This is a genomic window from Chryseobacterium soli, assembly GCF_000737705.1.
Taxonomy (GTDB): domain Bacteria; phylum Bacteroidota; class Bacteroidia; order Flavobacteriales; family Weeksellaceae; genus Chryseobacterium; species Chryseobacterium soli.
In genome coordinates this window covers 14311-40319 of sequence record NZ_JPRH01000006.1, presented here as the reverse complement: position 1 = coordinate 40319, position 26009 = coordinate 14311, and the positions used below count along the sequence as shown (strand labels likewise).

Annotated in this window: 24 protein-coding genes; 6 read left to right on the top strand and 18 right to left on the bottom strand. The window is 32.8% G+C overall.

From position 1 onward, the window contains the following. Window positions 1–187: 187 nt before the first annotated feature. From IW15_RS14475 to IW15_RS14430, 11 genes are all read right to left on the bottom strand, one after another. Complete coding sequence (locus IW15_RS14475) at window positions 188–1486, bottom strand: HlyD family secretion protein (protein ID WP_034712651.1); 1299 nt, start codon at window positions 1484–1486, stop codon at window positions 188–190. 192 nt (window positions 1487–1678) lie between these two features. Then, window positions 1679–1876 carry a bacteriocin-like protein gene (locus IW15_RS22610; protein ID WP_131368563.1) on the bottom strand — a complete coding sequence of 66 codons (198 nt, stop codon included), beginning with the start codon at window positions 1874–1876 and terminating at the stop codon, window positions 1679–1681. Between the two features lie 70 nt (window positions 1877–1946). Beyond that, the gene (locus tag IW15_RS14470) at window positions 1947–4139 is read right to left on the bottom strand and encodes a peptidase domain-containing ABC transporter (RefSeq protein WP_034712649.1); all 2193 of its coding nucleotides are present in this window, start codon (window positions 4137–4139) and stop codon (window positions 1947–1949) included. 148 nt (window positions 4140–4287) lie between these two features. Continuing rightward, window positions 4288–4461 (bottom strand): bacteriocin-like protein, encoded by a 174-nt coding sequence (locus IW15_RS22840; RefSeq protein WP_165585203.1) that lies wholly within the window; start codon window positions 4459–4461, stop codon window positions 4288–4290. Between the two features lie 103 nt (window positions 4462–4564). Further along, the gene (locus tag IW15_RS14465) at window positions 4565–6073 is read right to left on the bottom strand and encodes a thioredoxin domain-containing protein (protein WP_034712647.1); all 1509 of its coding nucleotides are present in this window, start codon (window positions 6071–6073) and stop codon (window positions 4565–4567) included. Window positions 6074–6477: 404 nt separating this feature from the next. Further along, window positions 6478–7368 carry a hypothetical protein gene (locus tag IW15_RS14460; RefSeq protein WP_034712645.1) on the bottom strand — a complete coding sequence of 297 codons (891 nt, stop codon included), beginning with the start codon at window positions 7366–7368 and terminating at the stop codon, window positions 6478–6480. A gap of 207 nt (window positions 7369–7575) precedes the next feature. After that, the gene (locus tag IW15_RS14455) at window positions 7576–8400 is read right to left on the bottom strand and encodes a GLPGLI family protein (RefSeq protein ID WP_034712642.1); all 825 of its coding nucleotides are present in this window, start codon (window positions 8398–8400) and stop codon (window positions 7576–7578) included. Further along, window positions 8378–9415, bottom strand: coding sequence for a grasp-with-spasm system SPASM domain peptide maturase (gene gwsS / locus IW15_RS14450; protein ID WP_034712639.1), 1038 nt, complete (start codon window positions 9413–9415; stop codon window positions 8378–8380). The genes IW15_RS14455 and gwsS (IW15_RS14450) overlap by 23 nt, the downstream gene beginning before the upstream one ends. Window positions 9416–9584: 169 nt before the next feature. Further along, window positions 9585–10556, bottom strand: coding sequence for an ATP-grasp domain-containing protein (locus IW15_RS14440; protein WP_034712633.1), 972 nt, complete (start codon window positions 10554–10556; stop codon window positions 9585–9587). A gap of 23 nt (window positions 10557–10579) precedes the next feature. Then, complete coding sequence (locus tag IW15_RS14435; RefSeq protein ID WP_034712630.1) at window positions 10580–11029, bottom strand: hypothetical protein; 450 nt, start codon at window positions 11027–11029, stop codon at window positions 10580–10582. A gap of 115 nt (window positions 11030–11144) precedes the next feature. Continuing rightward, entirely contained in the window at window positions 11145–11348 is a 204-nt protein-coding gene (locus IW15_RS14430) for a hypothetical protein (RefSeq protein ID WP_034712628.1), read from the bottom strand. A 308-nt stretch (window positions 11349–11656) separates the two neighbouring features. On the opposite strand from IW15_RS14430, the gene IW15_RS14420 reads away from it, so the two are divergent. Beyond that, window positions 11657–13366: a helix-turn-helix domain-containing protein gene (locus IW15_RS14420; protein ID WP_034712624.1), complete on the top strand. Its 1710-nt coding sequence runs from the start codon at window positions 11657–11659 to the stop codon at window positions 13364–13366. Window positions 13367–13509: 143 nt separating this feature from the next. Then, window positions 13510–13710, top strand: coding sequence for a hypothetical protein (locus IW15_RS14415; protein ID WP_034712622.1), 201 nt, complete (start codon window positions 13510–13512; stop codon window positions 13708–13710). Between the two features lie 70 nt (window positions 13711–13780). Here IW15_RS14415 and IW15_RS14410 read toward each other — a convergent pair whose 3' ends face one another. From IW15_RS14410 to IW15_RS22835, 5 genes are all read right to left on the bottom strand, one after another. After that, window positions 13781–14875, bottom strand: a complete 1095-nt coding sequence (locus IW15_RS14410) for a hypothetical protein (protein WP_131368562.1) — start codon at window positions 14873–14875, stop codon at window positions 13781–13783. 200 nt (window positions 14876–15075) lie between these two features. Further along, entirely contained in the window at window positions 15076–16050 is a 975-nt protein-coding gene (gene gwsS / locus IW15_RS22085) for a grasp-with-spasm system SPASM domain peptide maturase (protein ID WP_084681441.1), read from the bottom strand. Continuing rightward, on the bottom strand, window positions 16037–16222 hold the full coding sequence (locus tag IW15_RS14400; RefSeq protein ID WP_034712618.1) for a hypothetical protein: 186 nt from the start codon (window positions 16220–16222) through the stop codon (window positions 16037–16039). The genes gwsS (IW15_RS22085) and IW15_RS14400 overlap by 14 nt, the downstream gene beginning before the upstream one ends. After that, window positions 16192–17181 carry a grasp-with-spasm system ATP-grasp peptide maturase gene (gene gwsG, locus IW15_RS22080; protein ID WP_051882056.1) on the bottom strand — a complete coding sequence of 330 codons (990 nt, stop codon included), beginning with the start codon at window positions 17179–17181 and terminating at the stop codon, window positions 16192–16194. Before gwsG ends, IW15_RS14400 begins: the two co-directional genes overlap by 31 nt. A gap of 62 nt (window positions 17182–17243) precedes the next feature. Then, entirely contained in the window at window positions 17244–17411 is a 168-nt protein-coding gene (locus IW15_RS22835; protein ID WP_165585202.1) for a hypothetical protein, read from the bottom strand. Window positions 17412–17716: 305 nt separating this feature from the next. Here IW15_RS22835 and IW15_RS14390 point away from each other — a divergent pair, with 305 nt between their 5' ends. The 4 genes from IW15_RS14390 to IW15_RS14375 all read left to right on the top strand — a co-directional run bounded on the left by IW15_RS14390 (window position 17717) and on the right by IW15_RS14375 (window position 22953). Continuing rightward, complete coding sequence (locus IW15_RS14390; RefSeq protein ID WP_034712616.1) at window positions 17717–19447, top strand: helix-turn-helix domain-containing protein; 1731 nt, start codon at window positions 17717–17719, stop codon at window positions 19445–19447. Window positions 19448–19583: 136 nt separating this feature from the next. Beyond that, a complete protein-coding gene (locus IW15_RS14385; RefSeq protein WP_034712614.1) occupies window positions 19584–19778 on the top strand; it encodes a hypothetical protein in 195 nt (64 codons plus the stop codon). Between the two features lie 112 nt (window positions 19779–19890). Then, complete coding sequence (locus IW15_RS14380; protein ID WP_034712612.1) at window positions 19891–22098, top strand: lantibiotic dehydratase family protein; 2208 nt, start codon at window positions 19891–19893, stop codon at window positions 22096–22098. Beyond that, on the top strand, window positions 22099–22953 hold the full coding sequence (locus IW15_RS14375; RefSeq protein ID WP_034712610.1) for a thiopeptide-type bacteriocin biosynthesis protein: 855 nt from the start codon (window positions 22099–22101) through the stop codon (window positions 22951–22953). A gap of 518 nt (window positions 22954–23471) precedes the next feature. Here the strand turns inward: IW15_RS14375 and IW15_RS14370 are convergent. After that, window positions 23472–24548, bottom strand: a complete 1077-nt coding sequence (locus tag IW15_RS14370) for a DUF3810 domain-containing protein (RefSeq protein WP_316931882.1) — start codon at window positions 24546–24548, stop codon at window positions 23472–23474. Further along, window positions 24526–25971 carry an MFS transporter gene (locus IW15_RS14365; protein ID WP_034712608.1) on the bottom strand — a complete coding sequence of 482 codons (1446 nt, stop codon included), beginning with the start codon at window positions 25969–25971 and terminating at the stop codon, window positions 24526–24528. Before IW15_RS14365 ends, IW15_RS14370 begins: the two co-directional genes overlap by 23 nt. Window positions 25972–26009: the final 38 nt, after the last annotated feature.

Here is a 26009-nt window from a genome sequence, read left to right as displayed (position 1 = left end):
TAAGCAATTTTCAGGATACAAAAGGTTTCTATTACAATCAGATTTAACATAGGTAAAAGCTTCTTAAATTGCTACTTCATCTATAGTTTATCAAAGGTTTCAAAATAAATTATTAACGGATAATATCATAATAAAAACCGCAGCAAGATCGCTGCGGTTTATTTTTTATATCGTATGAGAAATCAAATTAACTTTGATATCCCAGAAGTTTTCTGATTTGGTAGAAGAATCTTTCAATAAGTCGGAGATCCTGAGTTACAATCTCAGCATTCCCTCTTAGTTCTTTGTCGAAAGTAAGCGTTTTGTTGTAGCTCGTCTTTAATCCTTTTGGAAGAACTACATCTACATAGTAATTTCCTTTATCATCAGGAATAAGAGAAATATTCTGAACTTTTCCTTCTATGATACCATATTCCTGAAAGCGGTAATTGTCTAGCTTAATCAATACTTTCTCTCCTGCAATAATCTTTCCTGAATTGGCTGTAGGTACAGACATTCTACCTACCAGCTTTTCTTTGTTTTTAGGAAGAATAGAAAGGATGGGATCGCCTGTTTTTATAAACTGGTTTTCACCAAAAAACTGTTGGAAACTGGCTACTCCGTCAATAGATGAAATAACTAGGAAGTTTTGTTCCCATTGCTTTAATGATTTTCGAAGCTGCTCAAAAAGTTGCAACGTCTGAGAAGAGTAGGTGATCTTATCTTTTTCAGTGTTGATAGCGGTTCCGCTTTTTGTTTTATTTAAATTCAAAATACCTTCATCCATTTGGGATAAAGAAATATTGATATTTTCCAGATTCTGTTGAGCCTGGATATATTTTATCTTTTCATTTTCGAGTTCCATTGCAGCGATAACGCCTTGATTAAAGAGTTCCTGAGATCTCTGGTAATTTTTCTTTGTCAGCTCATATTTTGCCTGTTCCAGACTCTTTTGCTGTCTAAGGGTAGAAATCCTTATTCTGTATTCTGAAATACTCTGATTGGCTGCTAAATTTTCTGGAGCGTATGGCTGAAGCCTAGTAAAAAGCTGCTCATCCTGTAATGCTTTTGCAAAACTGTTATAATCTCCCTGCAGCTCTCCCAATTTGAATCTTGAAGCCTGGGCAAGCGGAAAGGCATGCAGTTGACCGGGAACAAGTGAATCTACCAGTTTTTTGAGTTCCAACACATCTTTATAGTTGGCTGCAGACTGCATCACCATTAACAAATCATCTTTCTTAACATCCTGATGATCTTTAATGAGGATCTTTTCTATTTTGGAGCTTATTCTGGCTTCAATTTTTTCCGGTGGATTCTGTGAAGTCACAATAATAGGTGCCGGAATAAATTCCGGATATTTGATGATATAGCTCATCAGCATAATGAGCAGTAGAATAATAAATATAATGCTGTTCCCCCAGCGTATCATCCAATGGGGAGGCTGGGTAAGAATGTCCTGAACACTTTCCGAGCGTAGTTCTATGTTGTCTAATATATCTTTTGACATCGTATTAAAAAATTAAATCTATGAAGATTTAATAATATTTCTGGTAATTAAATCTATACAGTTTGCGGAATAGATACTTTGTGAGCTATTGTAACTACTACATTTTTTTGAATATCAGCAACCCTTTGAAGAAAGTTGCTGATAGTATCTTACAGCATATAATGCTCATATGCACTCAATGCCTTTTTGTCCTTATACCCTGCAGTTTTCAGGTGAGAAAAAACTAGGATGAACACAAGCGGTCATCTTTTCACACCATGCTAAATTACAGTCGCATTGGAAAGGTGTTCCAATATCAGGTGGATTCTGTGGGAAGTAGTCTCCGCAAACTTTCCCTCCTCCTTTCAGAGACTTAAGGTCGATTCTTGTTAATTTTCTTAGATTTTTCATAGTAATATAATTTTAATTTTTCCTACTCTGTATGCTTTTCGGATTCCGCTCTTTGGTGATATCTGACGTATTAATTTCCTAATTCTAATTGGTTTTTAACCAGTCTATAGTATTCGCCGCGTAAGGCTACCAATTCGGTGTGATTTCCTTCTTCTACTACTTTTCCTTTATCCAGGACAATGATTTTATCTGCATGTTTCACAGTTGAAAGTCTATGGGCAATAACCACAGCTGTTTTTCCTTTAAAGAACTGCTCCAGGTTTTCCATAATGATTTTCTCGTTATTGGCATCCAGTGCTGAAGTAGCTTCATCAAATAGAATGTATTCAGGGGATTTGTAGACGGCTCTTGCGATGAAAAGTCTTTGCTTTTGTCCACCGCTTACTCCTAGACCTTCATTTCCAATTTTGGTATTGTAACTTAACGGCAGACCTTCTATAAATTCCTTGATATTGGCAATTTCTACGGCACGTCTCAATTTCTGTTTATCCACATAATCTTCTCCAACTGCGATGTTATTGGCAATAGTATCATTGAAAACATACCCTTCCTGCATCACCACTCCGCAGTGATCTCTCCAGAATCTTGGTGAAACATTTTTCAGATTGGTACCTCCAATTTTTATGTCTCCCTCATTCGGATCGTAAAATTTCATTAATAATTTAAGCAAGGTTGTCTTTCCGCTTCCGCTGGCCCCAACGATGGCTGTAGTCTTTTGATAAGGAATGACAAGATTCAGTCCTTCGAATACCGGAACATCTGAACCGATATATCTGAACGACATATTGCTGATTTCAAGATCTTTTTGTGGGATTTCAGAAGCATATTGCTCATCTTTCATTTCTTCATCATCCTTGTCATGGATCTCGCCTAATCTTTCAAGAGAAATTTTAGCATCCTGACTCTGTTTGATAAAGTCAATAAGCTGAAGCAGCGGGCTGTTAAGCTGCCCGATAATATACTGTACAGAAAGCATCATCCCTAACGTAAGGTTTCCGCTCAATACCAGTTTTGCAGACAGGAAGCTCACCAGAATATCTTTCATCTGGTTGATGAAATTACCTCCTACCGACTGCCACTGTTCCAGCGACAGCGATTTTATTCTTATTTTAAATAATTTCACCTGCAAAAATTCCCAATCCCAACGTTTCTGCTTTTCGGCGTTGTGCATTTTAATCTCCTGCATACCGTTAATAAGCTCAATCACTTTGCTCTGCTCCTGAGAAACCTGTGAGAATCTTTTATAGTCAAGCTCTTTTCGTTTTTTAAGGAAGAAACTGATCCATGCTACATACAGTACTGCTCCTATAAGGTACACGACAAAAAGCCTGTAATCATATAACAGGAGTACAATGCTGAAAATAATCAGGTTGACAAGAGAAAAGAGGGTATTTAAAGAAGAACTCGTCAAAAGTTGTTCTATTCTGTGGTGATCATTGATCCTCTGCATGATATCTCCGGTCATTCTTGTATCAAAAAAACTTATAGGAAGCTTCATGAGCTTGATAAAGAAATCAGAAATAATCGAAATGTTGATTCTTGCAGAAAGGTGAAGCAAGATCCAGCTTCGAATAACCTCTATACCCATTCTTCCCAAAAAGAGCATGATTTGCGCCAGCAATACCACGTAAATGAAATTCAGATCCTGGTTTTGTATACCGACGTCTACGATACTTTGGGTAAGAAAAGGGAAAATAAGGGAAAGTAAGCTTCCTGCCAATAAACCTACTGCAAGCTGGATAACCAGCGATTTGTATTTCAGCAGGTATTTTGAAAGAAAAGTAAAACTCGCTTTACTTTCATTGGTATCAAATTCGGTCTGGAAGAAAGCGGGTGTAGTTTCCAGAATAAGGGCAATCCCTTCTTCCGTATTCTCATTGGCATTCTCTCCGATCCAGGATTTGATGAACTCTTCTCTCGTATAAGTAATCAGGCCGTAACTCGGGTCTGAAATATAGACTTTATTGTTTTTATCAATTTTATAAACAACAACGAAGTGGTTCTTGTTCCAGTGTACAATACATGGAAAAGGAACTTCCTCTGCCAGCGTGTTAAAGTTGATCTGAACTCCCAGTGAGCGGAATCCTAAATTTTCTGATGCGTCGCTCAGTCCCAGCAGGCTGCTTCCTTCACGGGTCGTTTCAGAAAGAGTGCGGACTTGCTGTAAAGAGATGCTTCTGCCGTAATATTTGCTTACAATCCTGAGACACGTAGGTCCGCAGTCCTTTGCGTCAGGTTGTTTATAAAAAGGAAATTTCTTCAAAACTTATACTCATTATAAAATGCCGTCAAAAATATGACGACATTTTTCATTATCCAATATTAATATTCAAATGTATTGTCGACTAATAAAAGCACCATTGGTTGATTATATCCGACAAATGGTGCTTTAATCCCGAAGGCGGGCAATTTTAATTTAAAGGTGCATCACACAGATAGGTTGTTGGGCTGGCTCCTGAAAAAGGTCTACACGCGCCTTTTGAACAGCAATAGCCTGGACCGCAATCTCCATCAACCGGACATTGTCTAAGTCCACCTTTAATAGTTTTTAAACTTTCTCTTGTGATTTTTTGTAAATTTTTCATAGTAATTGGTTTTGATGTTTTTCCTACTGTTTTAAAGCTTTTCGGAATTCGCTTATATAGTTTTTCCTAAGATAGTGAATTTTTGTATGCTGTTTATTTTTTACTAAAAGTCTTCGTCTTCAATTAATTCATCAATGAAAAACCAAATATCCTCACGGTCATATTTATCCGGAAACTGGTGCCCGTTGATGATGAAAACCGGTGTGAATGTCAATCCGGCATCTGTATTGTCTTTCGACATTTCAATGATCGGGTTTAAATTTTCGGATCCTTCAGTTGCGGTAGATTTTGTGCTTATCTTGCTTTCGTCTTTCGTTTCAAACCATTCTTCTACCGTTTTCAGAAATTCTTTTTCCGGTTTGTTGTGGTAGATATTGGTAAAGTCTGAAATCAGTTTTGTATATTTTTCGTTAGCTTTTTCAGGGAAGTAGTTGAATCTTAGCTGAGCGGAAAGCTGCTCCGGATACTTTTCCAGAAGATCTTCCATTATTTTGTGAGCATCTTTACAAAATCCGCAGTACGGATTGGACACAATAGAAATATGAAGTTTAGCATCTTTATTTCCTAAAGAGAATGTTTCATTATCCCGGAATTCTATTTTTTCATTGTCTACAAGCTGAGATTTGAAAAGTTCATAGTTTCTTTTAAACCTAAGGTTTTTGGCATTTGATTTCTGCAGTGTTTCTTTATAGGAAAGCAGATTATTAACATAGAGTACCGCAGAAAAAATAATAATCCACAAAATAGCCGTTAATAAAAGTGTCCCAATTCCAAAGGATATATTTTCGAAAAGTAATGTACTTACAACTAATTGTCCTACCAGGATTGAAATAATCAGGAGACATACCCGGCAGAAAGTTTTTTCTACAAAGGCTTGTATATATAAGGAGTAACCGATGGCTAGCACTGATACAAAAGTGAATCCTTTAACGATATAGGCTGTAGTAGGTAAAAAAAGCCCCAGAACCACAAGTCCTGTAAAATAGATCAGTGAAAAATCGGCAAATTTTAATCCTAAAATACTTGTTTTATCCTGCTTGATAATCTTATCACATGAGTTGGCAGCCTGGCTTGCTGTGGTGTCGCCACAGATACTTCCAATGACTGAAGAAGTATTTCCGAATTTTTGGTTGAAAAGTTCGAGAGAAATATAAACTCCTGCCAGGGAAAGAACATTGAATAAGGCTTCATATAGAGTCTGGCTTAGGAATGAATAAATCAGAACAATGGCAAAGACAATATATAAGATAGGCTTGAGGTTGACAGCCGCTTTACTTTCTGCATTTTCTGTTTTCTCAAAGAGTAAAACAAAGTCTGTGGATTTTTTATGGAGATCTTCTTTGTTGAGTGTATTGGCTTTTTCTGAATAAACTGAATAACTATTTCCTGCTTTTTTTACCAGCGAAAAAGAATTATCAACAATGGCGATGAATTCTTCCGGCAGTTCATCCCAATATTCTTTATCAAGTTCATAAGCATCATTTTTCACGCCCATAAAATTCAAGGTGTCACTGAAAGCCAGCGCAGACGGATAGTTTGGGTGGGAGTTAAACTGGAAAATAAACTCCTGTTTATCAAGCTTGAGGTAGTTAATTAGTTTATCGAAAATCATATAAATATTTTTTATCTAAAATACACAGATGTTTTAAAAAAACAAAACTTTTTCTTTTTATGGTGATATATATTGTTTAAATAGAATTAACATCTTGTTATCAATGCTATTACGTTTGTAGTTGAATATCATTTTTTTGTCAATTAATAGTGTTTTTTGGTGGAAATTCCTGATTTGCATATTTTCATCACTAATGAATAGGAAGGTGAATTACTTCTATTGTGGTATCTCAGCGTTATTTGTTTGTGTTAAAGTTTCAAGCTGGCTCCTATTTTTTCAACAATTATTTTACAGATAGGCTGCTGGATTGTTTATAGTAAAGATCAAAACTTTATAAATCCGATCCAAATAAAGTATACCGTAATTGATAAATTCCGGATAGAAAGGCTATAGATTCATTACTATTATTCAGAGGAATGTGATTCATCTTCTTTGAGTTTTTTAAAGAAATCCTTTCGTATCTGGAAGCTGTGTTTTATACTCGCAATACCCAAACTTTTTCGGTTTCGGTTGGTCTGCACACTATCTTTTACTGCAATCATATTAAAACCGTAGAGGCTGGTGCCTTTGTGGGATCCTAAATGCGTATCATGCATCCGTGCATAATCAAGGGGTGAGCAATCACCGGATTTTATATATTCCAGGAGTTTTTCTTTTATATAAGGATAATACTTTTTAGATTCATTCATATGCGTAAGCAGGGTAGTCATATGAAATCCGTTGCCGTTATTTCCTGCCATGCCTATTTTTTGCTGAGATGGAAATCCATATTTTTTAAATGTCCATATGAAAAGCTCTGCATTTTTTTTTACATTTTTTCGAACAACTGCCGTATCATAAGGACGCCCTATCTGATCTCTTGTAGCAGCAACTGTGAAAGAATCAATAAGACGTTTATTCAAATCTTTTTTCCAGTCTGCTATTTTTTGTTCTACCGTATTGTTATCAATTCCATATTTATTAAAAAGGGGAAGATAGTTTTTGTATTTATCACCATAAGGAGCTATTAAAGAAATCAAATGATACAGGCTTTCTTTCCCTCCAAAATCTTCATGGTATTGATCGGCAAGGTTTATATAGGTAGCATATTCTTCAATACGCTCCTGATTTTTAGGGGTATATTTTTTAAAAAGCTCACGATATTCTTTTACGGCAAGTTTTGGATTATTGGCCAGCCTGTAGATACTGTCAATTTCATTTACCTTATTGTAATAGGGGATGTAGTTCTTTTTGCAGGATAAAAGGCATAGTGCGAGAAGAAAATAAAGACAATAATGAATGGGTAACTTTTTCATGGTGTTTTAGTTTAAAGATTATAATAAGCAGAAAATCGAGATCATCTGATGTTGGATTTCTCTGCTATATACATGTTATTATAATGATGTAAATTACACTTTTTACCGTATTCTTTCTCATTAATGAAGAAATACCTTTATTTTTCTATAAGCATATACAGATCTTTTTCTGAAGACAGTCCGACAGAAGATGCTACTATTTTCAGATTATTTGGGGTATTTTACAGCATCTAATAATTCAAGAGGGTTATTAAATTTCTTTATTTCTTCTTGTTTAATTTTTGTTAATTCATTCCAATTGATGTTTTTAAGTTCATTACCATCCTGGTCAACAAAATTTACTTTTATTTTCCCCATTTTCGCTTCTTTGTACGGATCTAAGTAATAATTAATGTAAATTTTATTTAATTGTTCTTTATTTACTTTTACAACGTTTTCTGTCTTAAAATCAACACCATTATATGGGTCATAAAATGTTTTAGCAACCTTTTTTAAAGAAAATTCATAATTTCCCTTATCATCAGAAACCCATACAATTAATCCTGGTAATCCTTTAAACAAAGAAGGACCTTCTGAAATTGGAACATCCTGAGTAAACCATGCTGTCCAATATCTGTTTTTATAATATGATGTAGCTTGCTGGCATGAATAGTCGCCTATTTTTTTAGTGTTAGATGTTATTTTCCACTCTAAATTAGGGGATTCTGCAGCTACTTCATATACATCTGTTAGTACACGATAATACTTTTTCAGTATGTTTTTATCCTTAACAATAGCATTATTAAAATCTAAAGAATAATATTGTGATTGGTTTCCATTAATTCTTATGGAATCACTTTTAAATAATTTTTCCGAATAAAAACGAGATAGATTAGAATCATACACATCTAGCAACATATTACTTTCTTTATATATCGATTGAGTAGAGTCGGGTTTGTACTTTATATTGTAAGTAACTCTTATTTTTTGAGCTATTATAATGTTAATTGAGAATGAAAAAATTATTATTTTAAGTAAAACTTTCGAGATCATAGTATTTTATTGCTTTTTGTTTTAAAGGATTCTTGCTCCATTCTTCCCATATCCCCTTATATGGATCGTAACCACATTTTAATGGTTTAGAAAAAATATTTTCCGGATTTTCTTTATATGCACGACAATCTATACAAAAATATCTATATTCACAATCCCTGCAAATTTCTATTTGATCTTTTGTAATAAACCTCTCTTTCTCTTCATTAATTTTAGGTATTAAACTTTTTGCTGATATAGTATTAAAATTTTCTAAGACATTTTGCATTGCAGGGCAGTTTTTGAGGTCTCCATTATTTGAAATAAATAATTTACCATACAAACAACTATTAACAGTCTTATTTTTCGATATATTATTTAAATCATTCAGAAAATAATCTTCACTTATTACTCCGCAATATTTAGGATTGATTAAATCTTTCTCATAGTAAATCATTGTGAATAGTCTTTTATTATCAACAATTGATTTATTTTCAGGAGAATTATAAAAATAAACTACTTTTATCCGGAAGTTTTGTTTTAATAAATTTATAACTTTTGAGCTTTGAGTCAAATCTGTATATGGTAATATTAATTCCGCTGTCCTAATGCAGGAAAATTCAATTAGAGATAATATTTTTTTAAATTTGGAAAATGAAAATTCTAAAAATCTAATTTGAATGAAAGTTGAGGAAAGATCTTCTATGAACATATATACATCTTGCAGGTTGAAATTATCTCTAATCTTATGTTCAATAATTACCTCATTAATTTTATTTGGAGACCGCCATTTAAATTGTTTACGATATCCTTTTGGTGAAATAGTATCGGTAATAGTTCCAAATTTTTCGTCAACGAAATAAGATACGGATTCCAATTCATCATTATTAATAATTGGTATGTAATAATCATCGACAAATAAATGATAAAAGTCAGTAATATTTAATATCTTATTAAAATGAAAATCACAGAGAAGGATATTTTTTGCACCCTTAACTATAAAGCAATCTTGATATAGTTCAAAAAAATTTTTCATTTTTCAAATAGTTTTAGATCTATAAAAGGGGTACACACTTTATCATATACCTTCACTTTATAGTCTGTTGAATGGTATTTATGTGAGACCGCCTTATTCAGCTCTTTTTTAGATACGAATTTTTGTAATTTCTCTGCGAATGAATCATCCAATAAGAAATGAATTAAAGTCATGTGTTTTTTATGTTGCATTCTTTTAACATTTTTTTTAATGCGAGAGCAATTTCAATTTCTAAATATGTATTGTTAAATACAGAATGGTAAGTAAACTGCCCCACAGGATTTACTTCCAAAAAAAAGTGTTCATTATTTTGATTTACTACTAAATCTATTGAAGCACAATTTAAATTCATAGACTCTAAAAGATGGTGTAAATTTTTTTCTACTTCTTCAGGAAGTCTATAAATTTCAAACCTACATTCATCATTAGCTACAGAGATACGGTGATCTACAATTAAATTATCATTTGTAATGATTTTTGTTGAATAGAATTTTCCTAATAAATAAAATGATCTTATCTCAAAACTTCTTATTATCTTTTGTTGTAATAACGCTGGTTTGAAAAATTGGGGAATGTTATTGATTTTTTCATTTACCACTGTTGTTTGCATTGTTATAATGCTATTTTCTGATCTAAAATTAACACAATTTTCAAAGGGTTTTGTTATAAATTCTTCGTCATTCGCTGTCAGGGATTCAAGAGTGTTCTTATTATTAACAATAAATGATTTAGGTATTAAGAGTCCACAATTTTGCGCCATTTGCATTTGAATCAGCTTATTTTCCGTGAGATAAAAAGGGTTTGTTAGCCAAGTAACATTTCTTTTATTTAACTCAAATAGCAAATATTCTCTTAAAGCTCTGGATTCAATCATGTTATATTCAACCAAAGAATGATATAACTTTTTTCTAATATCATGTTTTTGGCTTTCACGCAATGCATATGGAAACTTTCTAAACCAAACCACCTTAAAAGTGTCTATTGGATATTCCCCTATAAATATTGTTCCATTATTAAAATCGATTTTTAATACATCATAAATATTATCATTTAAGATATAAAACGGAATATTATAAGCATTTAGCCAATTTGAAACTTGCTCTGTAGGGGTGTCGTCAGATTTTGATATAATTAAAATCATAATATATATTTATATCTGATCAGTTATTTCAGACATTTGAAATCATTTAAATAAAACTGTATAGTTTCATCAAAGGTTGTTTTTGAAATTTTAAAAGACAATGCAGAATTACCACATTTTATGGTTCGTATATAGAACTTTTTTGTTTCTACAATAGGAGGTAGCTCCTTTTTTTTGATAATTAGAGCACAGTCATAAGTTTTATATGTGGAGTTTTGTAAATAGAATAATTTTTTACCATTATATTTATGAACAGTTTTTTTCAGTCGATACTTAATACTGTCAAACTCTTTTTTATTTTGTGCTAGATCAAACCCTCCAAAAATCATCATTGTTACTTTTAAAGAATCATTTCTAAATCTATAATAATCTCCTTCTCTTTCAAAAGAATTGTATTTAGATAGTGAACTATAAGAATTCGTCCCACAACTATATAGTAAAATTGTAAATAAAGCTATTATAAATTTTTGCATAAAATTTTAATATAAAAAATAAAGATAATTTTCCAATAAAATAAATTTACTACCCCAGATCACTATGAATATGAGGTAGTAATCAAAAGGGAGCTTATTAGGCTCCTTTTATCATTTAGTAAGGACCATCATTTGTTTGATCTATAGGTGCATCATCATCACCCATGCCAGAATCGAGGGCCTTTGGCTTATGAACTACAATTACAATTTCTTTGATTGATCTTGTAGGTGCTCCTTCACCACCAAAGATTTTGCTACCAAAAGTTTTGGTAAAATTACCCAACGATTTTGCTTCTAAGTTTTTGATTGATTTTTTCATTTTTGAATTTTTAGAATTAATATTTTACTTGCCATATATTATTCCCTGGCTTGGGAAGGCGCTGATCAGCATTTCATATTTATACTTTTGTACTGTACACATACAAAAAATAAACATTTGTGTTTTTACCTGAAGCAAAGATGTTGGTGTTTTTTTTATTTGCAAAACAAAGTATATCGGAATTAATTAATTTTGGATAATTGAATTGGATTTTTATAAATTTAGATATTATTTTATATATTTCTTTATGCAGTACCATTACTATTTAATGACAACAATAAAAATATGTATTATTGTACTTTGAAAAAATGAATAAAACATATTTTATTTTCTTTCTGTTTTTTTATTGCATATACTCTTCTCAAAGTATAAAAGGATTCCGTATATCTGATTCTTTAAAAGATAAAAAAATTAACGAACTGAATCAGGCATATGATAAAATATTCAGAATTGATAATGATAAAGCTGAGTTATACGCAAATACAATTCTGGTAAAAGGTAAAAAAGAACAAAATAAAGATGCTATTTTTGATGGGTATTATAAATTAGCGCATACTAAAGGTCTAAAACGAGAAAATGGAACTCCATATGCTGACACTTTATTTGCATTAACTCAACATTTGAATACTAATGAATATCCAGCAAGAACTTTTATTATTAAAGGGATTTTATATAGCTATGAGTTTAAATATAAGCAAGCTTTAGATGAATATATAAAAGCTCAAAATTTAGCAAAGAAAAAAAATAATATTGATCAATATTATTACATAAAGAAATTGATAGGTGTCTTAAAAACTACTACAGGGGAAAATGATGAATCCCTTTCTTTATTTTTAGAATATTATAATTATCAAAAGAAAAAAATTAATAGTAGTACAAAGGATATTAAAAATTATTTAGGGGCTATATTTTCTGTTGCAAATGCATATAATAAGCTAAAGCAATATAAGCAAAGTAAGCTCTTTAATAAGTTAGGTATTTCTGAATGCAAGAAATATGATGATTATAATAATTACCCTTACTTTATTATGTCAGAGGGAATATCTGATTATTACTTAAAAAATTATAATGAAGCTTTTGTCAATTTTTCCGAAATAGAACAGCTACTTGTAAAGAATAAGGATTATGCAAATTTATCAATCTTATATTATTATAAAGGAAAGGTTAATAAAGACCTGAATAAGGAAAAAGATGCTATCATTTTTCTTAAAAAATCTGACTCTGTGTCGAAATTTTCTAAGGGTGCTTTATATACTATAAGGGATGGATACGAAATTTTGATTGACTATTATAAGAAGAAAGCAGATAAAGAAAATCAATTAAAATATATAAATAAATTAGTTTATGCAGATAGTATTATAAACAGTAATCAGAACAATCTTTCAAAAGAAATATATAAGAAATATGACACTCCAGTTTTATTAAACGAAAAAGAAAAACTTATAACTGACTTAAATTCAAAAAACAATATTTTATTTTGGGCATTAGGGATAGGCAGTTTGCTATTTATTATTTTATCATTTTTGTTTGTAAAAAATAAAAATAAAATAAAATTATATCAGAGTAAAGCGAATTTGCTTGCTAAATCTCAGGCTACTGATGAAGTTTCGATCACTCCGACAGAAATAAAAGATGTTCAAAAAGAGAAGGCTAAAATATCTTTATCAGATCATACTTTTAAACAATTAGGTATCCAGTTAGAGGAATTTGAAAATGCGAAACGATTTTTAGATAAAAAAATTAATTTAGATGTTTTATCTAAAGAGTTCAATACAAATAGAGTGTATTTATCAAAAGCAGTAAATGAACTTAAAGGAAAAAATTTCCCCCAATATCTAAATGAATTGAGAATTCAACACATTATTGAAGAGTTAAAAACCAACAAAAATTTACAAAAACTTACTATAGCAGGTGTTGCAGAAGAAGCTGGTTTTAATAATGCTGAATCTTTTACTAATGCATTCAAGAAAATTACAGGTACACTACCATCTTATTTTATAAAGGTATTACAAGAATAATAAGAATTTTAATTTGTTAAAATATTGTATTTCAGCTTTTTGCGTTTTATTTTACAAGAAATTTATTAATTTCGGTATCTAAATTTTGAATGTTTAGACCTTTTGTTTCTTTATTTGCATAAACAATCAAATATTATGATACAATGAAACAGAAAAAAGAAATTGCACAAAAATTATCATTAAAGAAAATGCAGATGATTAAGATAAGTGTAGATAATTTATTATCAATCAAGGGTGGCGATATGAGTGGACATTCAATTTATCAGACTGATACTGTTCCTACTACTGGTGATAAAACAATCAACACCCATTTTCCTACTGGAAATGAGATTTTAAATAATTAGAATAGTTTTTACTGTTATCATTCAGAGTTCTTTATGTAAAAAGAATTTAGTATGATAACAGTGAAATTTTTTACAGAAAATCACTAAACACCACATCTCCATCCTGATCTGCAATAAAATAAACATAAGCATATTCCTCCCGGAGAGATAAAGATATTGTTTCCGAATTGATCTCGATAAGCTGCTCGGGGATGCTTTGATAGTAAACCGTTTCTTTTCTGTATAATAAAAGATGCATACCCAGAAAGCGTGTATCCAGTGTTATGGAAATATTTAAATAGTGATGCGCATACCAATCTTTGGATCTTGGAAAGAAAATTTGAATATCATAAAGTTGAGGATGATCCATTAGTATATCTCCGTTATCATTAAGAAAGACACAAGGTTCTGATAAGGCATATTCATCATTGACAAAATTAAAAAAATCGGATTTTCCCAAATCTACATTTCCCATTTTAGATTGGTCTGCACAATATATTTTTTTGTCTAATAAAATTTCACTAAGATATTGAACTGTTTTTTTCCAGCCATTGCCGGATGATTTTTCAATATGGGAAGAACCTGCATAGAGGATAGATTTTGTGCTGGGAAGCGAATTTATTTTATCAATGATGTTTTCTGCCTGGATACAATCTCTGAAACTCTGCCGTTGCGCCTTGTCCGGATGAGAAGATATTTCGGATGACTCGTAGCTGTTGACGATAAAACCTAGCTCTAAAGCCTTCCTGAGAAAAGACGCATAGCTCGGATTCAGAGTATAATATCCTATAAATGAACTAACTTGATGAATATTGCTAAGATCAGCATTGATTCCTTCCACAAAAATATTTCGGAAACCATTGTGGTAGAGCTTTTCTAATAATAATTCCATGAATATTCTGTTTTCATGGTTCAGATGATGTTCGTTGATCGCAAATATTTCCTGATCTCCTGAGATTTTTACGATATACTCTATAGCGGAAACAGGATGGTACCCTTTAAATTTTTCAACCATTTCATTTCTATTGTAGCCTATATTACGGGCTTTGTAGTGGTAAAGTAATGATTCAAAATTATTATCACCGATTCTCTGGCTTCTGAAATAGTCTAAAACTCCCAGATAATTGGGGAAAAATGAAGACTGAAGTATTTCAAGAGGGCGTTTTAAATCTTTGGTGGTATTCATTTTGGCCATTTTAGAATAGGAGCATCAGTAATTTCCGGTGTGCTGAATCAGCTTTGGAAACATTTTTCATAAAGTGAATCCCTCAGAGTTATAAAATGCGAGGGATCACCATTAACAGGAATGCCATGATGGTGGTATATAAAAAAAGAATTGGTGTTATTTTGAAAAAAAAATTGTCCATGCTCAAAATAGAGTATTAATTACTGCCATGTCGCAGTATAAGGGTCATAGCTGCAGTATTTAGGTTTTGTATTCATCTTTTCAGGACTTAGATAAGCTCTGCAATCGTGGCAGATATACCGGAATTCGCAATCCCTGCATACTTCTATCTGATCTTTAGCAATATTATAGCTTTGTATGACGGTATTGTTGGCAATATCCCTGAGATCAAAATCATTAATATTTCCGATCGCTCTCTGTATGGAAGGACAGGGTTTGATATTGCCTTCAGTATCCAGCGCCATTTTTTTGTTTAAACAGGAATTACAATGGTTAGCCTCCGCGAAATTTTGAAAGTTGATGATGAAATTCTTCGGAGAAATCCGTCCACAATGGTCATTTCTGAGTGACATTGTGTTATAAACGATCAGGGTATCCTGTATGATGAAGCTGTCATTTTCACTGCACTCAAAAAGAGAAATAGCTTTCAGTTCATTGAATTGATCTCTCAACGTATTAATATCAGACAAGACCATGGTAAAATCTTCGTTAATGGTTCTGTAATCTGACAGGCATAATGATACCGACCGGATATTGGAAATTGAAATTAGATTGAGGATATCGACTAAAAAATCTTTAGAACGGTTGTATACCCTCAATTCTAATGCTTCAATTCTGCTTTGCTCACTTTTTTCTAATAGTTTTTTTAAATGATCTGCGGATTCGTTGAGTTCAACAATCGCATTGGTTATAATAGATGAGTTTTCATGGTTAAAAGTAAGTCTTGGAAACCGTTCAGGAGTATCCGTATAAAAGCCGTAATCTTCTTCCACCAGATAATCAAGCCATTCCTTATTTTCATGATCTACGACCACGGTATTTTTAGAAAGCGCTTCATAATGTCCGGTTTCTATAAAGATGAAGTCATTTCTTCCCAGGTCACATATCAGGCTTCTTGCACTCCCGTTTACAGGGATACAATCACTATATAAGACAAAAAAATTATTGTTCATCATCTTCAAAAAATTGGATAGGTGAAATAAGCTTATAAAATGGATGGGATATTTTTCCTTTCAGTTTCTTCTTTATGGGAGCAGAGCCCTTATGCATTTCTGCCATCAGGATATTCAGAGAATATTTCTTTTTTTCTTCGTGCCCTATGATATCTTTATATTTTCGTGGTTGCATAGTTTTATTAGGTGGTCTGCAATTTTATAATCCAAATTATAATTGCAGGGGTTAGAAGTCATTCCGTATTGGCCCACAGGGTTTATTTCTAAAAATATATATTCTCCTTTTTTATTTTTAATCATATCGATAGATCCGGTTCTGAGACTAAGTTTTTTACACAATATTGTTAAGCTTGTTTTGATATCTTCAGGCAAATTATATCTTACATATCGGGTAGGGGTATCAGTTTTGATTCTGAAATCAAGCTTGGTTTCATCCTGCCCCTGGGAAAAAATAGCCATCGGATAAAATTCTTCATCAATAAAGAATATCCGCAGCTCATATTCCTTATCAATCTTGTTTTGAACAAGAGAGGGAAAAAATTCTGAGGGTACATCAGGATGGTCGAAATCAATTTCTTTAGTCAGCATGCTCATCATATAGCCGTTTTTGCTGTTCATGAAATTGGCATCATGGATTGATTTTGTGATCATACCTTCTTTAGCACTATCCGCAATAGATCTGTTCGTGATAAAAGTCTTCGGGATCTGTAAACCTGCCTGAGCTGCTTCCTGAAGAACGATAAGTTTATTCAGATTGCCGCTGGCTGCCGGATACCATATTTTATCTTTAAGTCTATAATTAATATAAGAAATCAGCGTAAGAAATTCAGCTCTCAACTGTTCCTTAAACTTGATCGAATCGAAACCGAAGAATTCAAAATTATCTTTAATGGCATTATCATAATGATCTGTATAATCCAAAGATGCAAATCTCCTGCACCATACTGCCGTAATTTTTTCGAAATCAATCTTCCGGTCTCCAATTACGACATCTCCGTTGACTTCAATAAGCATTTTGTGCTCAAAAATATCCGAAGTCGTAATAACCATATAGTCTTCAAAGCCTTTATCTTTAAAAATATCGATCAGCTTTTGAGTGGAATAGTCCCAATAATTGGTTAAAAATAGTATCATGTTGAATTTCGATAGATGTTAAAAGGCTGTTTTATGGGAAAACAGCCCTTTTATATGGGCTACTAACCAGTCCAATCAGAATCGTCACCGTCAAGCTGCCATCCTCCGCCTTGGCAAAGAGTAGTAGTTTCGTTAGTGGTAGATGTAATTGGGCTAAGTTTACCTCCAGCTACTTTTTTCATCATTTTCTTTTCGATTGAAAACGCATTTAATTTTTTTAAATTTTTCATTTTCTAAAATTTTTTAATTAATATTTTCTTTGCCATACAAACCCCGGCACAGGGCTTACTGATCAGTGTATTATTGTAGGGCGCCTACAAGGTTTTGTGTTCTTACCTTCTGGAACAAAGATGTGGATGTTCTGCTTTTCTGGCAAACAATGTATCCCGTAATTGATAAATTTCGAATAGTTATTAGTAGAGTTTGATAAAGATAAATGTTGGATTTTTGAAGTAATATTTTGTACATTAATGTGTTATTGTATTCTTATAGAAAAAGATAAAAATGTGTATTATTGCAGTTGGAAAAAACGTGTATGAATAAATATTTTCTTCTCCTACTCACTTTTTTTTGTCAGATAGTATGCTTTTCGCAAAGTATAAAAGGTTTTTATATTCCAGATTCTTTAAAAAAGAGAAATAATGAATACTTACAAAAATCCTATGACAAAATTTATAGAATAGATAATGATAAAGCAGAACTGTATGCAAATACCATTTTATTAACGGGGAAAAAAGAAAAAAATAGTGAGGCAATTTATGATGGATATTATAAATTGGCACATACTAAAGGACTGAAATTTGAGAATGGAAAACCTTATGCGGATACATTATTAAGTTTGACTAAGCATCTAGATACTAAAGAATATCCTGCAAAAGCTTTTATTATTGAAGGTATTTTGTACAGTTATTCATTTAATTACAAGGCTGCGTTGAATGAATATGTTAAGGCTCTGAATTTAGCTAAGAATAAGAATGAGGATCAATACTATTATATAAAGAAACTGATAGGTATTTTAAAAACGACAACAGGCGAAGATGAAGAGTCACTTTCTCTATTCTTGGAATATTATAGTTATCAAAAGAAAAAAATTAAGACTGATACAAAAGATATTAAAAATTATATCAGTGCAATATTTTCTGTAGCAAATGCATATAATAAGATAGAGCAGTATGAAAAATGTAAATTTTATAATAAATTGGGAATTGCCGAATGTAGGAAATACAATGATTATAACAGCTATCCCTATTTAGTTATGTCAGAAAGCATAGCAGACTATAATCTGAAAAATTATAACGATGCTTTTGTAAATCTTTCGAGTATAGAGAAAGATCTAACAAAAAATAAAGACTATGCAAATCTATCAATATTGTATTATTATAAAGGAAAGATCAACTATGATCTGCATAAAGAAAGTAAGGCAATTCCATTTTTGATTAAATCAGATTCACTTGCGAAGCTTTCACAAGGTGCATTATATACAATAAGAGATGGATATGAGATTTTAATAGATTACTATAAGAAAAAGGATGATAAAGAAAATCAACTTAACTATGTTAATAAGTTGATGTATGCAGATAGTATAATTAATAACAATCAAAACTATCTTTCAAAAGAAATATATAAAAAGTATGATACAGTTGTATTACTAGACGAAAAAGAAAAACTGATTAGTAGCCTTAATAACAGGAATTCATTATTATTCTGGATTTTGGGTGCAGGTTTTCTTATCATATCTGTTTTGCTCTATGTGTATGTTGAAAACAAAAAAAGGATAAAAGAATATCAGAAACAGGCAGATCGTTTGCTGGAAAGATCAAAAGAATCATTTTCCGATTTCACAGCTGTACCTCTTCCTATTGAAACAAAACTAGGTCTCCCCGAGAAGGAAGAAAGGAGCAAAATTTTGTTGTCAGATGAAAAACTTCAGGATATAAGAGCCAAATTGGAGAATTTTGAGGGAGAAAAAGGATTTTTGCGTAAAAATATTACGGTAGATAGCTTAGCAAAAGAACTTGGAACCAACAGAGATTATCTTTCAAAATCTGTAAATGAACTTAAAGAAAAAAACTTCTCACAATATATTAATGAATTAAGAATTAATTACGTGGTAGAGGAGCTTAATAAAAATGAGAAACTTAGAAAATATACCATTTCGGCTATAGCAGATGAAGTAGGATATAATAATTCGGAGTCATTTTCTAATGCATTTAGAAAAGTTACTGGAACTTTACCATCTTATTATATCAAATTATTGGAAAAATAGGGTGTTTTTATTAATACTGATAATGTGCGTGTTATATATTTTTTAATACGATATTGATCAATTTAGAGAATCTTTTTTTGGGGCAATTACAATTATTTGGTTTCTTTGTGGTAGTTACTTTATAAAATCGTTTCACATGAAAGAAAAACAAGAAAAGAAATTATCTTTGAAAAAGTCACAAATGACTAAAATTAGTAATCAATCATTATCATCAATAAAAGGTGGATTAGCGCAATGTAGTGGTTCTGTTTTTCATACAGGAACTACGGTGGGAACTGACACTGGTGTTTCTCAAAATGTTATAGAGGACGTTAAAGATAGCTATAACTAACACTTATATCACTTTTGAAATAAAGTGACATCAAATAATTTTAATGGCAAATATCAAAAAAGATATTTGCTATTTTTTATTACTATAAATCTATATAAATAGCACTCTAATAATGCCTCGTTTTCCCTATCAGTTTTTTGATGAATATGTAGTACGCTCACCGTTATTTTCGCTTAAAGACTTTATTGAAAAGACAGACCGTGATGAAATTCCGGATGAAGTATTGCGGGAAATTTGCACAGACCCTGTTTTTCAGGAAGCTGTTTATCTCGCCTCGCCTTATCTGCATGGAGAGATTCTGAAATGGCTCAATTCCGAAGGGAAATTCTCTTCCAGACAGCATGAAAAACTGAAAAACACCGTATTAAAATACTACAGTCGAATGAGTACACGCTGTACTCCGTTCGGTCTTTTTTCAGGCGTTGGATTAGGAAAATTTAATACCGATATTTCCACTTCGATATCCAATAACCAACAACCGGCAACCAACAATCAGATTCGGGATACCAAGCTTGATATGCATTTTTTGGTCGCACTGTCCGAAACGCTGGCAAAAATTCCGGAGATTAAAAGCCAACTTTTATTTTATCCGAATACCAGTATCTATAGAGTAGGGAGCAGGATCCGGTATGTAGAATATACGTATGCTGAAGGAAAAAGAGAATATGTAATTTCATCAGCACCCAATTCCCAAGAACTTGATCAGTTACTGAAGTTTGTCGAAAAAGGAAAAACAATAGTCCAAATTGCGGAAACTCTTATCAATGATGAAATCACAGAAGAAGATGCCGCCGGATTTATTGAGGAATTAATAGAAAATCAGGTTTTGGTAAGTGAGCTGGAGTCTAATGTTTCAGGTGCCGATTTTTTAGATGCTATCATTGCTGTAGTACGAAAATTTGGGGCCGACAATTATACCGATATCCTTGTTTCTATACAAAAGAAGCTTGAACATATGGATATAAAGCTCGGGAATTCAGTTTCTCTATATACCGAAGTAGAAGAGCTGATGAAGTTTTTCAACATCAATTATGAGCAGAAATACCTTTTCCAGACAGATTTATATTTCAACAATACATTTCAACTGCCTCTAATATGGAAGAAAGAATTAAAAACGGCTATTACCTTTGTGAACCGGATGACCTTGTTCAATAAGAATACCGTTTTTGAAACCTTTAAAAAAGCTTTTTATGAAAGGTTCGAAACAGAAGAAGTACCCTTAACTTATGTATTGGATACTGAAATTGGAATTGGCTATAAACAGAATATCCAGGCCAAAGGACTGCATCCGTATTTAGAAGATATCAATCTTCCGGGTAAAGTGATGAAACCGGAATGGAATCTAAGACTAAACCCTGTTCAGATTATTTTAAATAAAAAGATTCAGGATAACCTGTTGGATAGAGCATTTTCCATTGAACTTCATGAGGACGATTTTAAAAATTTTGAAGAATACTGGGAAGATTTACCCGATACTCTTTCTTTTATGACAGAGATAGTTTCTGAAAACGGACAGGATAAATTATTTTTTAACGGCGGTGGCGGAAGCAGTGCCGGAGATTTGCTGGCAAGATTCTGTTCTGAAAAATCAGAAGTCAGAAACTTCGTAAAAACAATTGCTGACAAAGAAAAAGCCTTAAATCCTGATGTGATTTCTGCTGAGATCGTCCATCTTCCGGAAGCCAGAATTGGAAATGTCATCCGGCGCCCTCTGCTTAGAGAATATGAAATACCTTATCTCGCCCAGTCTGTCTTGCCTCAGGAAAAGCAGATTTCGGTTGAAGACCTCTATATTTCGATCAAGAATGACAGGGTTGTCCTGCGTTCAAAAAAGCTGAACAAAGAGATTAAGCCTTATCTTACCAATGCACACAACTATTCGGCAGATTCATTGCCGGTTTACCATTTCCTGTGCGACTTATATTCGCAGAATAAACGTTCCGGATTATCTTTCTATTGGGGAGATCTGAAAAAAATCTACCGTTTTTTACCAAGAGTTGAATATAAAAACATCATTCTTTCAAAAGCACAATGGAAGATTAAGGAGGAGGATGTCAACATACTGCTCCCTGTAATGGATAATAAAGACGAATTTCTGTCATCGTTAAAAACCTGGAGAGTCAAAAGACAGATGCCGAAATGGATACAATGGGTCCAGTCAGACAATACCCTTGTGCTGAACCTTGAAAATTATACCTGTGCAGCACTTTTAATGACCACAATACAGCGCAGAAAATCGATCACAGTTGAAGAATTTCTGTATCATGAAAAAGAAGATTTTGCCCGGCAGTTTGTATTTTCTTTATATAAAGATCAATAAATGGAAACACCAATCAGAAAATATATTCCCGGAAGCCAATGGCTGTATGCTAAGATCTATACAGGAGTAAAGACCGCAGATATTATTCTGAAAGAGTCAATACAACCGCTTTTACAACATTTGAAAGAGGAAGGTCTCATCAAAAAATGGTTTTTTATCCGGTATAATGACCCGAAATCCCATTTACGGATCCGGTTTGAACTTTCAGATACCGGCAGTTTTGATGCTGTACTTTCACAGATTACTTCTTCTTTGGAGGAATATATCCACTCCGGAGAAATCTCAGATTTTAGGATGGATACTTACGACAGAGAGATCGAAAGATATGGGGCAGCATGTATTGAAGAAGCAGAATTTTTATTTTGGAAGAGCAGTGAACTTATTCTTCATGAATATCTGTATTTTGAGGATGAGGAAAAAATCATCGTATCCCTTTTTTATATAGAGGAAATGCTGAAATGTTTAGACCTTTCTATGGCTGAAAAGCTTGAGTGGATCAAGGTTTCCAATCTTACTTTTAAAAAAGAGTTTCATGCCGATAAAAACCTTAACAGCCAGCTTGATAAAAAATACAGAACTTTTAAGCCTAGCTATCTCGAGTTTCTTGAGTCTGAAGAATATTTGGACTTTAGAACAGATATCCTGGCCCATATCACAGAAAGCTCTGAAGCGTTGCAACATGTAAAACAACATTATTCAGAAAAAGAACTCCGGTATTTCTTTCAGAGTATATTTCATATGAATATAAACAGGATGTTTATTTCCTATCAGAGACTGTTTGAAATGATCATTTATGACTATCTCTACCGGTATTATAAAACAATTGGATACAAAAATTTGGATTCAAAAAGTTAAGATTAGGATGGAAAGTGTACTTTTGGATTTAATAACTCCTCTATTTCATTTTCAAACTTCCGGACATTGGTAGAAAAAGAAAGCTTTAACCCGAACTCAGATTACCATATCTTTTAAATACATCCTTATTAAAAATGGGATATTTCATTTTTAGAGTTATAATATAATAACTCCAATTTTTTAGTACGGGAAAACAGTTGGTAATCTAGAATAAATAAAATTTAGACAATAGATTGATTTATTGTTTTTTTACTGCTAAAACGATTATTTTACTATTATTTTGCTATTTATTCAATGTCTAAGCGCTTATTTTCTTTATTTGATGTGAACTCAAAAAAACTCAAAAAATCTTAAATTTTTCATAAAGTTTTAAAAAAGGCAGGAAATGTTTTTGTAGTTATAAAATATATTGTACTTTTACATCGCCTTGAATGAGGGAACAAGTCAAGGTAATAAATTTTTTTTCATCATTTGTGTTTTTAGAATCGTATCGCCTGATACGATTCTTTTTTTTGTATTTACTTTTCGTATTGTAAAAGAAGATCTATGAAATAAGAATAGGTAACCGAACCTTCCTGCTGATTGCTTTTAAGAAACAGGTTATTCGTAAATCCGAAAAAGTCATCCAGCCAACCCTGATGTTTCATGATAAAGCTTCTTTCATACAGACGGTCTCTTTTCATCCCGGCAGAATAATTATTAATGATAGATTTTACAAATTTAGGATCATCTGCAACGATAAATCTTAAAAGGCTTTTTAAGGTAAAGTATTCCGTGCTGTATTGAAGATCGGCATTGTTGGAATTAACCCCGATGAGATATCCCACGAAATTAGCCTCCTGTTCTCTTGCAAAGCCCAATTGATGGGAGCTTTCATGAGCAGAGGTAAAAGGGATGAATGTAGGCGGTAGTGCGGCGTTATACTGTGCCTCGGCAGTGAAAGGATTGTAATAGCCCAGAATGCCAGTAAAATTCATTACATATTTAAACAAACTCGGTTTAAAAGAATTGATTCCCGTGGCTTTTTTATTGGAAATATAAATAGGAAGTCTTTTCTGCTGCAAAAGAATTTCCTCCTGCACCGATTTCAGATCAGTAATAATAAAAATTCCGTTATGATCTTCCTGTACCCGTTGCCTGCTTACTTTGCACTTTTCAAGATAGCGCAATGCCAGGACTTTTGCTTTTTCTATTGAGGGCTCTTGCGGATTCGGAAGTTTCCTGATAATAGGAGTCTGGAAATACAGCATTCCCCAGAATAGCTGATACACAAAATAGCAGACATTAGCAGTCACCAGCAGATTGAAAAAAGAACGGTTTCTGGTTTTCTTCCGGAAACATTTCACAAGTTGATACAATAGATAGATACCGAATACCACATAAAGAAGATCTCCAAACGAAAAAGGAATCCATGCAAAAGACATCTGATGAAATCCTTTCTGGAATTCAAAGAAATGCTCAAAAAAGCGGATGGCAATTTCTGATTGAGAAAAAATGTAAAACAAAAGAAATTGGGCAAGTAATACACCTGCCCAAAATCTCTTTTTCTTATATAATGATATTTTTGTCGTATTAGTGACCACTTCCTTTGGCAATTTTATCAAGATCAATTCCCTGAGACTTCAGAATTCCGCTTACCCGGATTGCATAGAAAGCAAGATAAGCAAAACAAACAACACCAACGATGTAGCTTGAGTGGATCGTAGTAAGATCAGCAACATATCCCTGAATAAGGCTTACAATACCTCCTCCCATAATCATCATGATCAGTAATCCAGAACCCTGGTTCGTGAACTTTCCAAGACCATTGATCGCAAGAGCGAAAATACAAGGCCAAAGAGTAGAGCAGAACAAGCCCACACTTGTAAAGGCATATACAGAAACCATTCCTTTAGTAAACATACCGATCAATAAAGCGGTAATACCTGCACATGAGAAAATAAGAAGCATTCTTGCCGGATTTCCTTTGCTCAGAATATCACAAATGATCATCGCAATGATGATAAGTCCGTACACATAGAAATGAGTAAGATCGTGCTTGGCAATAGCATTCACCAAAAGGAACACCCCAAAAGCCAGGTAAGGAGCTAAAAATCGTAATATTTTTTTGAATCCGGCACTGAAATCAAAAGCATCAACAGCACCCGTCCATCTTCCGATCATCATAGAAGCCCAGTATAAAGAAATATACGGTGCAATGTCCTTCGTATGGAATCCTAAATCTTTCTCCATATAAGCAGGAAGGTTACTTGCTGTAGATACTTCCACACCCACATACACAAAGATAGCAATCATCCCTAGAATAAGTTGTGGAAACTGAATCGCAGAAGTTCTGTGTTCTCCCGGAACAACATCTTCTGTCTTTTCAAGAATCGTAGGAGTGATGGCAGGAAGTGAAGAGAATTTTAGCATGATTGCCACTAATACAAAGGCAACACCTAAAATCAGGTAAGGAATCTTAACACTTTCAATGCTGACTTCTGAACTTGCTGCTGTAGCAGAACCGAAGATAGCAAAAGATACAATAAGAGGTCCGATAGTCGTCCCTAAATTGTTGATTCCTCCAGCCATGGTAAGTCTTTGAGAACCTGTTTCGGCAGGACCTACCTCAATAGCCAGCGGATTGGCTACAATCTGCTGCAGGGAAAACCCTAAACCTACAATAAAGAGTCCGGAAATCATTAATGGGAATGAACCCATATTAGCGGCAGGATAGAATAACAGTGTTCCTGCTGCAGAAATAAGAAGGCCGACGATTAAGCCATTTTTATAACCTATCTTGTTGACTAAATCTTGTTTCAAACCTTTTGAAACGGCCATATAAATTAAAGAACCCACAGTATACGCTACATAAAAGCAGATCTGCACCAGCATACTTTCGGTTTGGGATAAATTAAATGCCTTTTTGAATACTGGGATCAGAATGTCATTACTAGCAGCTACAAATCCCCAGAAAAAAAATACAGTAACCAACGGGATAAACTGGCCCCAATTAGTTTGTTTAGAATAATTTGACATGTTTGTTAAGAATTTCTTAATAACAAATATAATTATTT

Excerpts from the sequence above, each read along its gene's own strand:
- IW15_RS14475 (WP_034712651.1), bottom strand. The coding sequence starts at position 1,486 with ATGTCAAAAGATATATTAGACAACATAGAACTACGCTCGGAAAGTGTT.
- IW15_RS22610 (WP_131368563.1), bottom strand. The coding sequence starts at position 1,876 with ATGAAAAATCTAAGAAAATTAACAAGAATCGACCTTAAGTCTCTGAAA.
- IW15_RS22840 (WP_165585203.1), bottom strand. The coding sequence starts at position 4,461 with ATGAAAAATTTACAAAAAATCACAAGAGAAAGTTTAAAAACTATTAAA.
- IW15_RS14465 (WP_034712647.1), bottom strand. The coding sequence starts at position 6,073 with ATGATTTTCGATAAACTAATTAACTACCTCAAGCTTGATAAACAGGAG.
- IW15_RS14460 (WP_034712645.1), bottom strand. The coding sequence starts at position 7,368 with ATGAAAAAGTTACCCATTCATTATTGTCTTTATTTTCTTCTCGCACTA.
- IW15_RS14455 (WP_034712642.1), bottom strand. The coding sequence starts at position 8,400 with ATGATCTCGAAAGTTTTACTTAAAATAATAATTTTTTCATTCTCAATT.
- gwsS (WP_034712639.1), bottom strand. The coding sequence starts at position 9,415 with ATGAAAAATTTTTTTGAACTATATCAAGATTGCTTTATAGTTAAGGGT.
- IW15_RS14440 (WP_034712633.1), bottom strand. The coding sequence starts at position 10,556 with ATGATTTTAATTATATCAAAATCTGACGACACCCCTACAGAGCAAGTT.
- IW15_RS14435 (WP_034712630.1), bottom strand. The coding sequence starts at position 11,029 with ATGCAAAAATTTATAATAGCTTTATTTACAATTTTACTATATAGTTGT.
- IW15_RS14430 (WP_034712628.1), bottom strand. The coding sequence starts at position 11,348 with ATGAAAAAATCAATCAAAAACTTAGAAGCAAAATCGTTGGGTAATTTT.
- IW15_RS14420 (WP_034712624.1), top strand. The coding sequence starts at position 11,657 with ATGAATAAAACATATTTTATTTTCTTTCTGTTTTTTTATTGCATATAC.
- IW15_RS14415 (WP_034712622.1), top strand. The coding sequence starts at position 13,510 with ATGAAACAGAAAAAAGAAATTGCACAAAAATTATCATTAAAGAAAATG.
- IW15_RS14410 (WP_131368562.1), bottom strand. The coding sequence starts at position 14,875 with ATGAATACCACCAAAGATTTAAAACGCCCTCTTGAAATACTTCAGTCT.
- gwsS (WP_084681441.1), bottom strand. The coding sequence starts at position 16,050 with ATGATGAACAATAATTTTTTTGTCTTATATAGTGATTGTATCCCTGTA.
- IW15_RS14400 (WP_034712618.1), bottom strand. The coding sequence starts at position 16,222 with ATGCAACCACGAAAATATAAAGATATCATAGGGCACGAAGAAAAAAAG.
- gwsG (WP_051882056.1), bottom strand. The coding sequence starts at position 17,181 with ATGATACTATTTTTAACCAATTATTGGGACTATTCCACTCAAAAGCTG.
- IW15_RS22835 (WP_165585202.1), bottom strand. The coding sequence starts at position 17,411 with ATGAAAAATTTAAAAAAATTAAATGCGTTTTCAATCGAAAAGAAAATG.
- IW15_RS14390 (WP_034712616.1), top strand. The coding sequence starts at position 17,717 with ATGAATAAATATTTTCTTCTCCTACTCACTTTTTTTTGTCAGATAGTA.
- IW15_RS14385 (WP_034712614.1), top strand. The coding sequence starts at position 19,584 with ATGAAAGAAAAACAAGAAAAGAAATTATCTTTGAAAAAGTCACAAATG.
- IW15_RS14380 (WP_034712612.1), top strand. The coding sequence starts at position 19,891 with ATGCCTCGTTTTCCCTATCAGTTTTTTGATGAATATGTAGTACGCTCA.
- IW15_RS14375 (WP_034712610.1), top strand. The coding sequence starts at position 22,099 with ATGGAAACACCAATCAGAAAATATATTCCCGGAAGCCAATGGCTGTAT.
- IW15_RS14365 (WP_034712608.1), bottom strand. The coding sequence starts at position 25,971 with ATGTCAAATTATTCTAAACAAACTAATTGGGGCCAGTTTATCCCGTTG.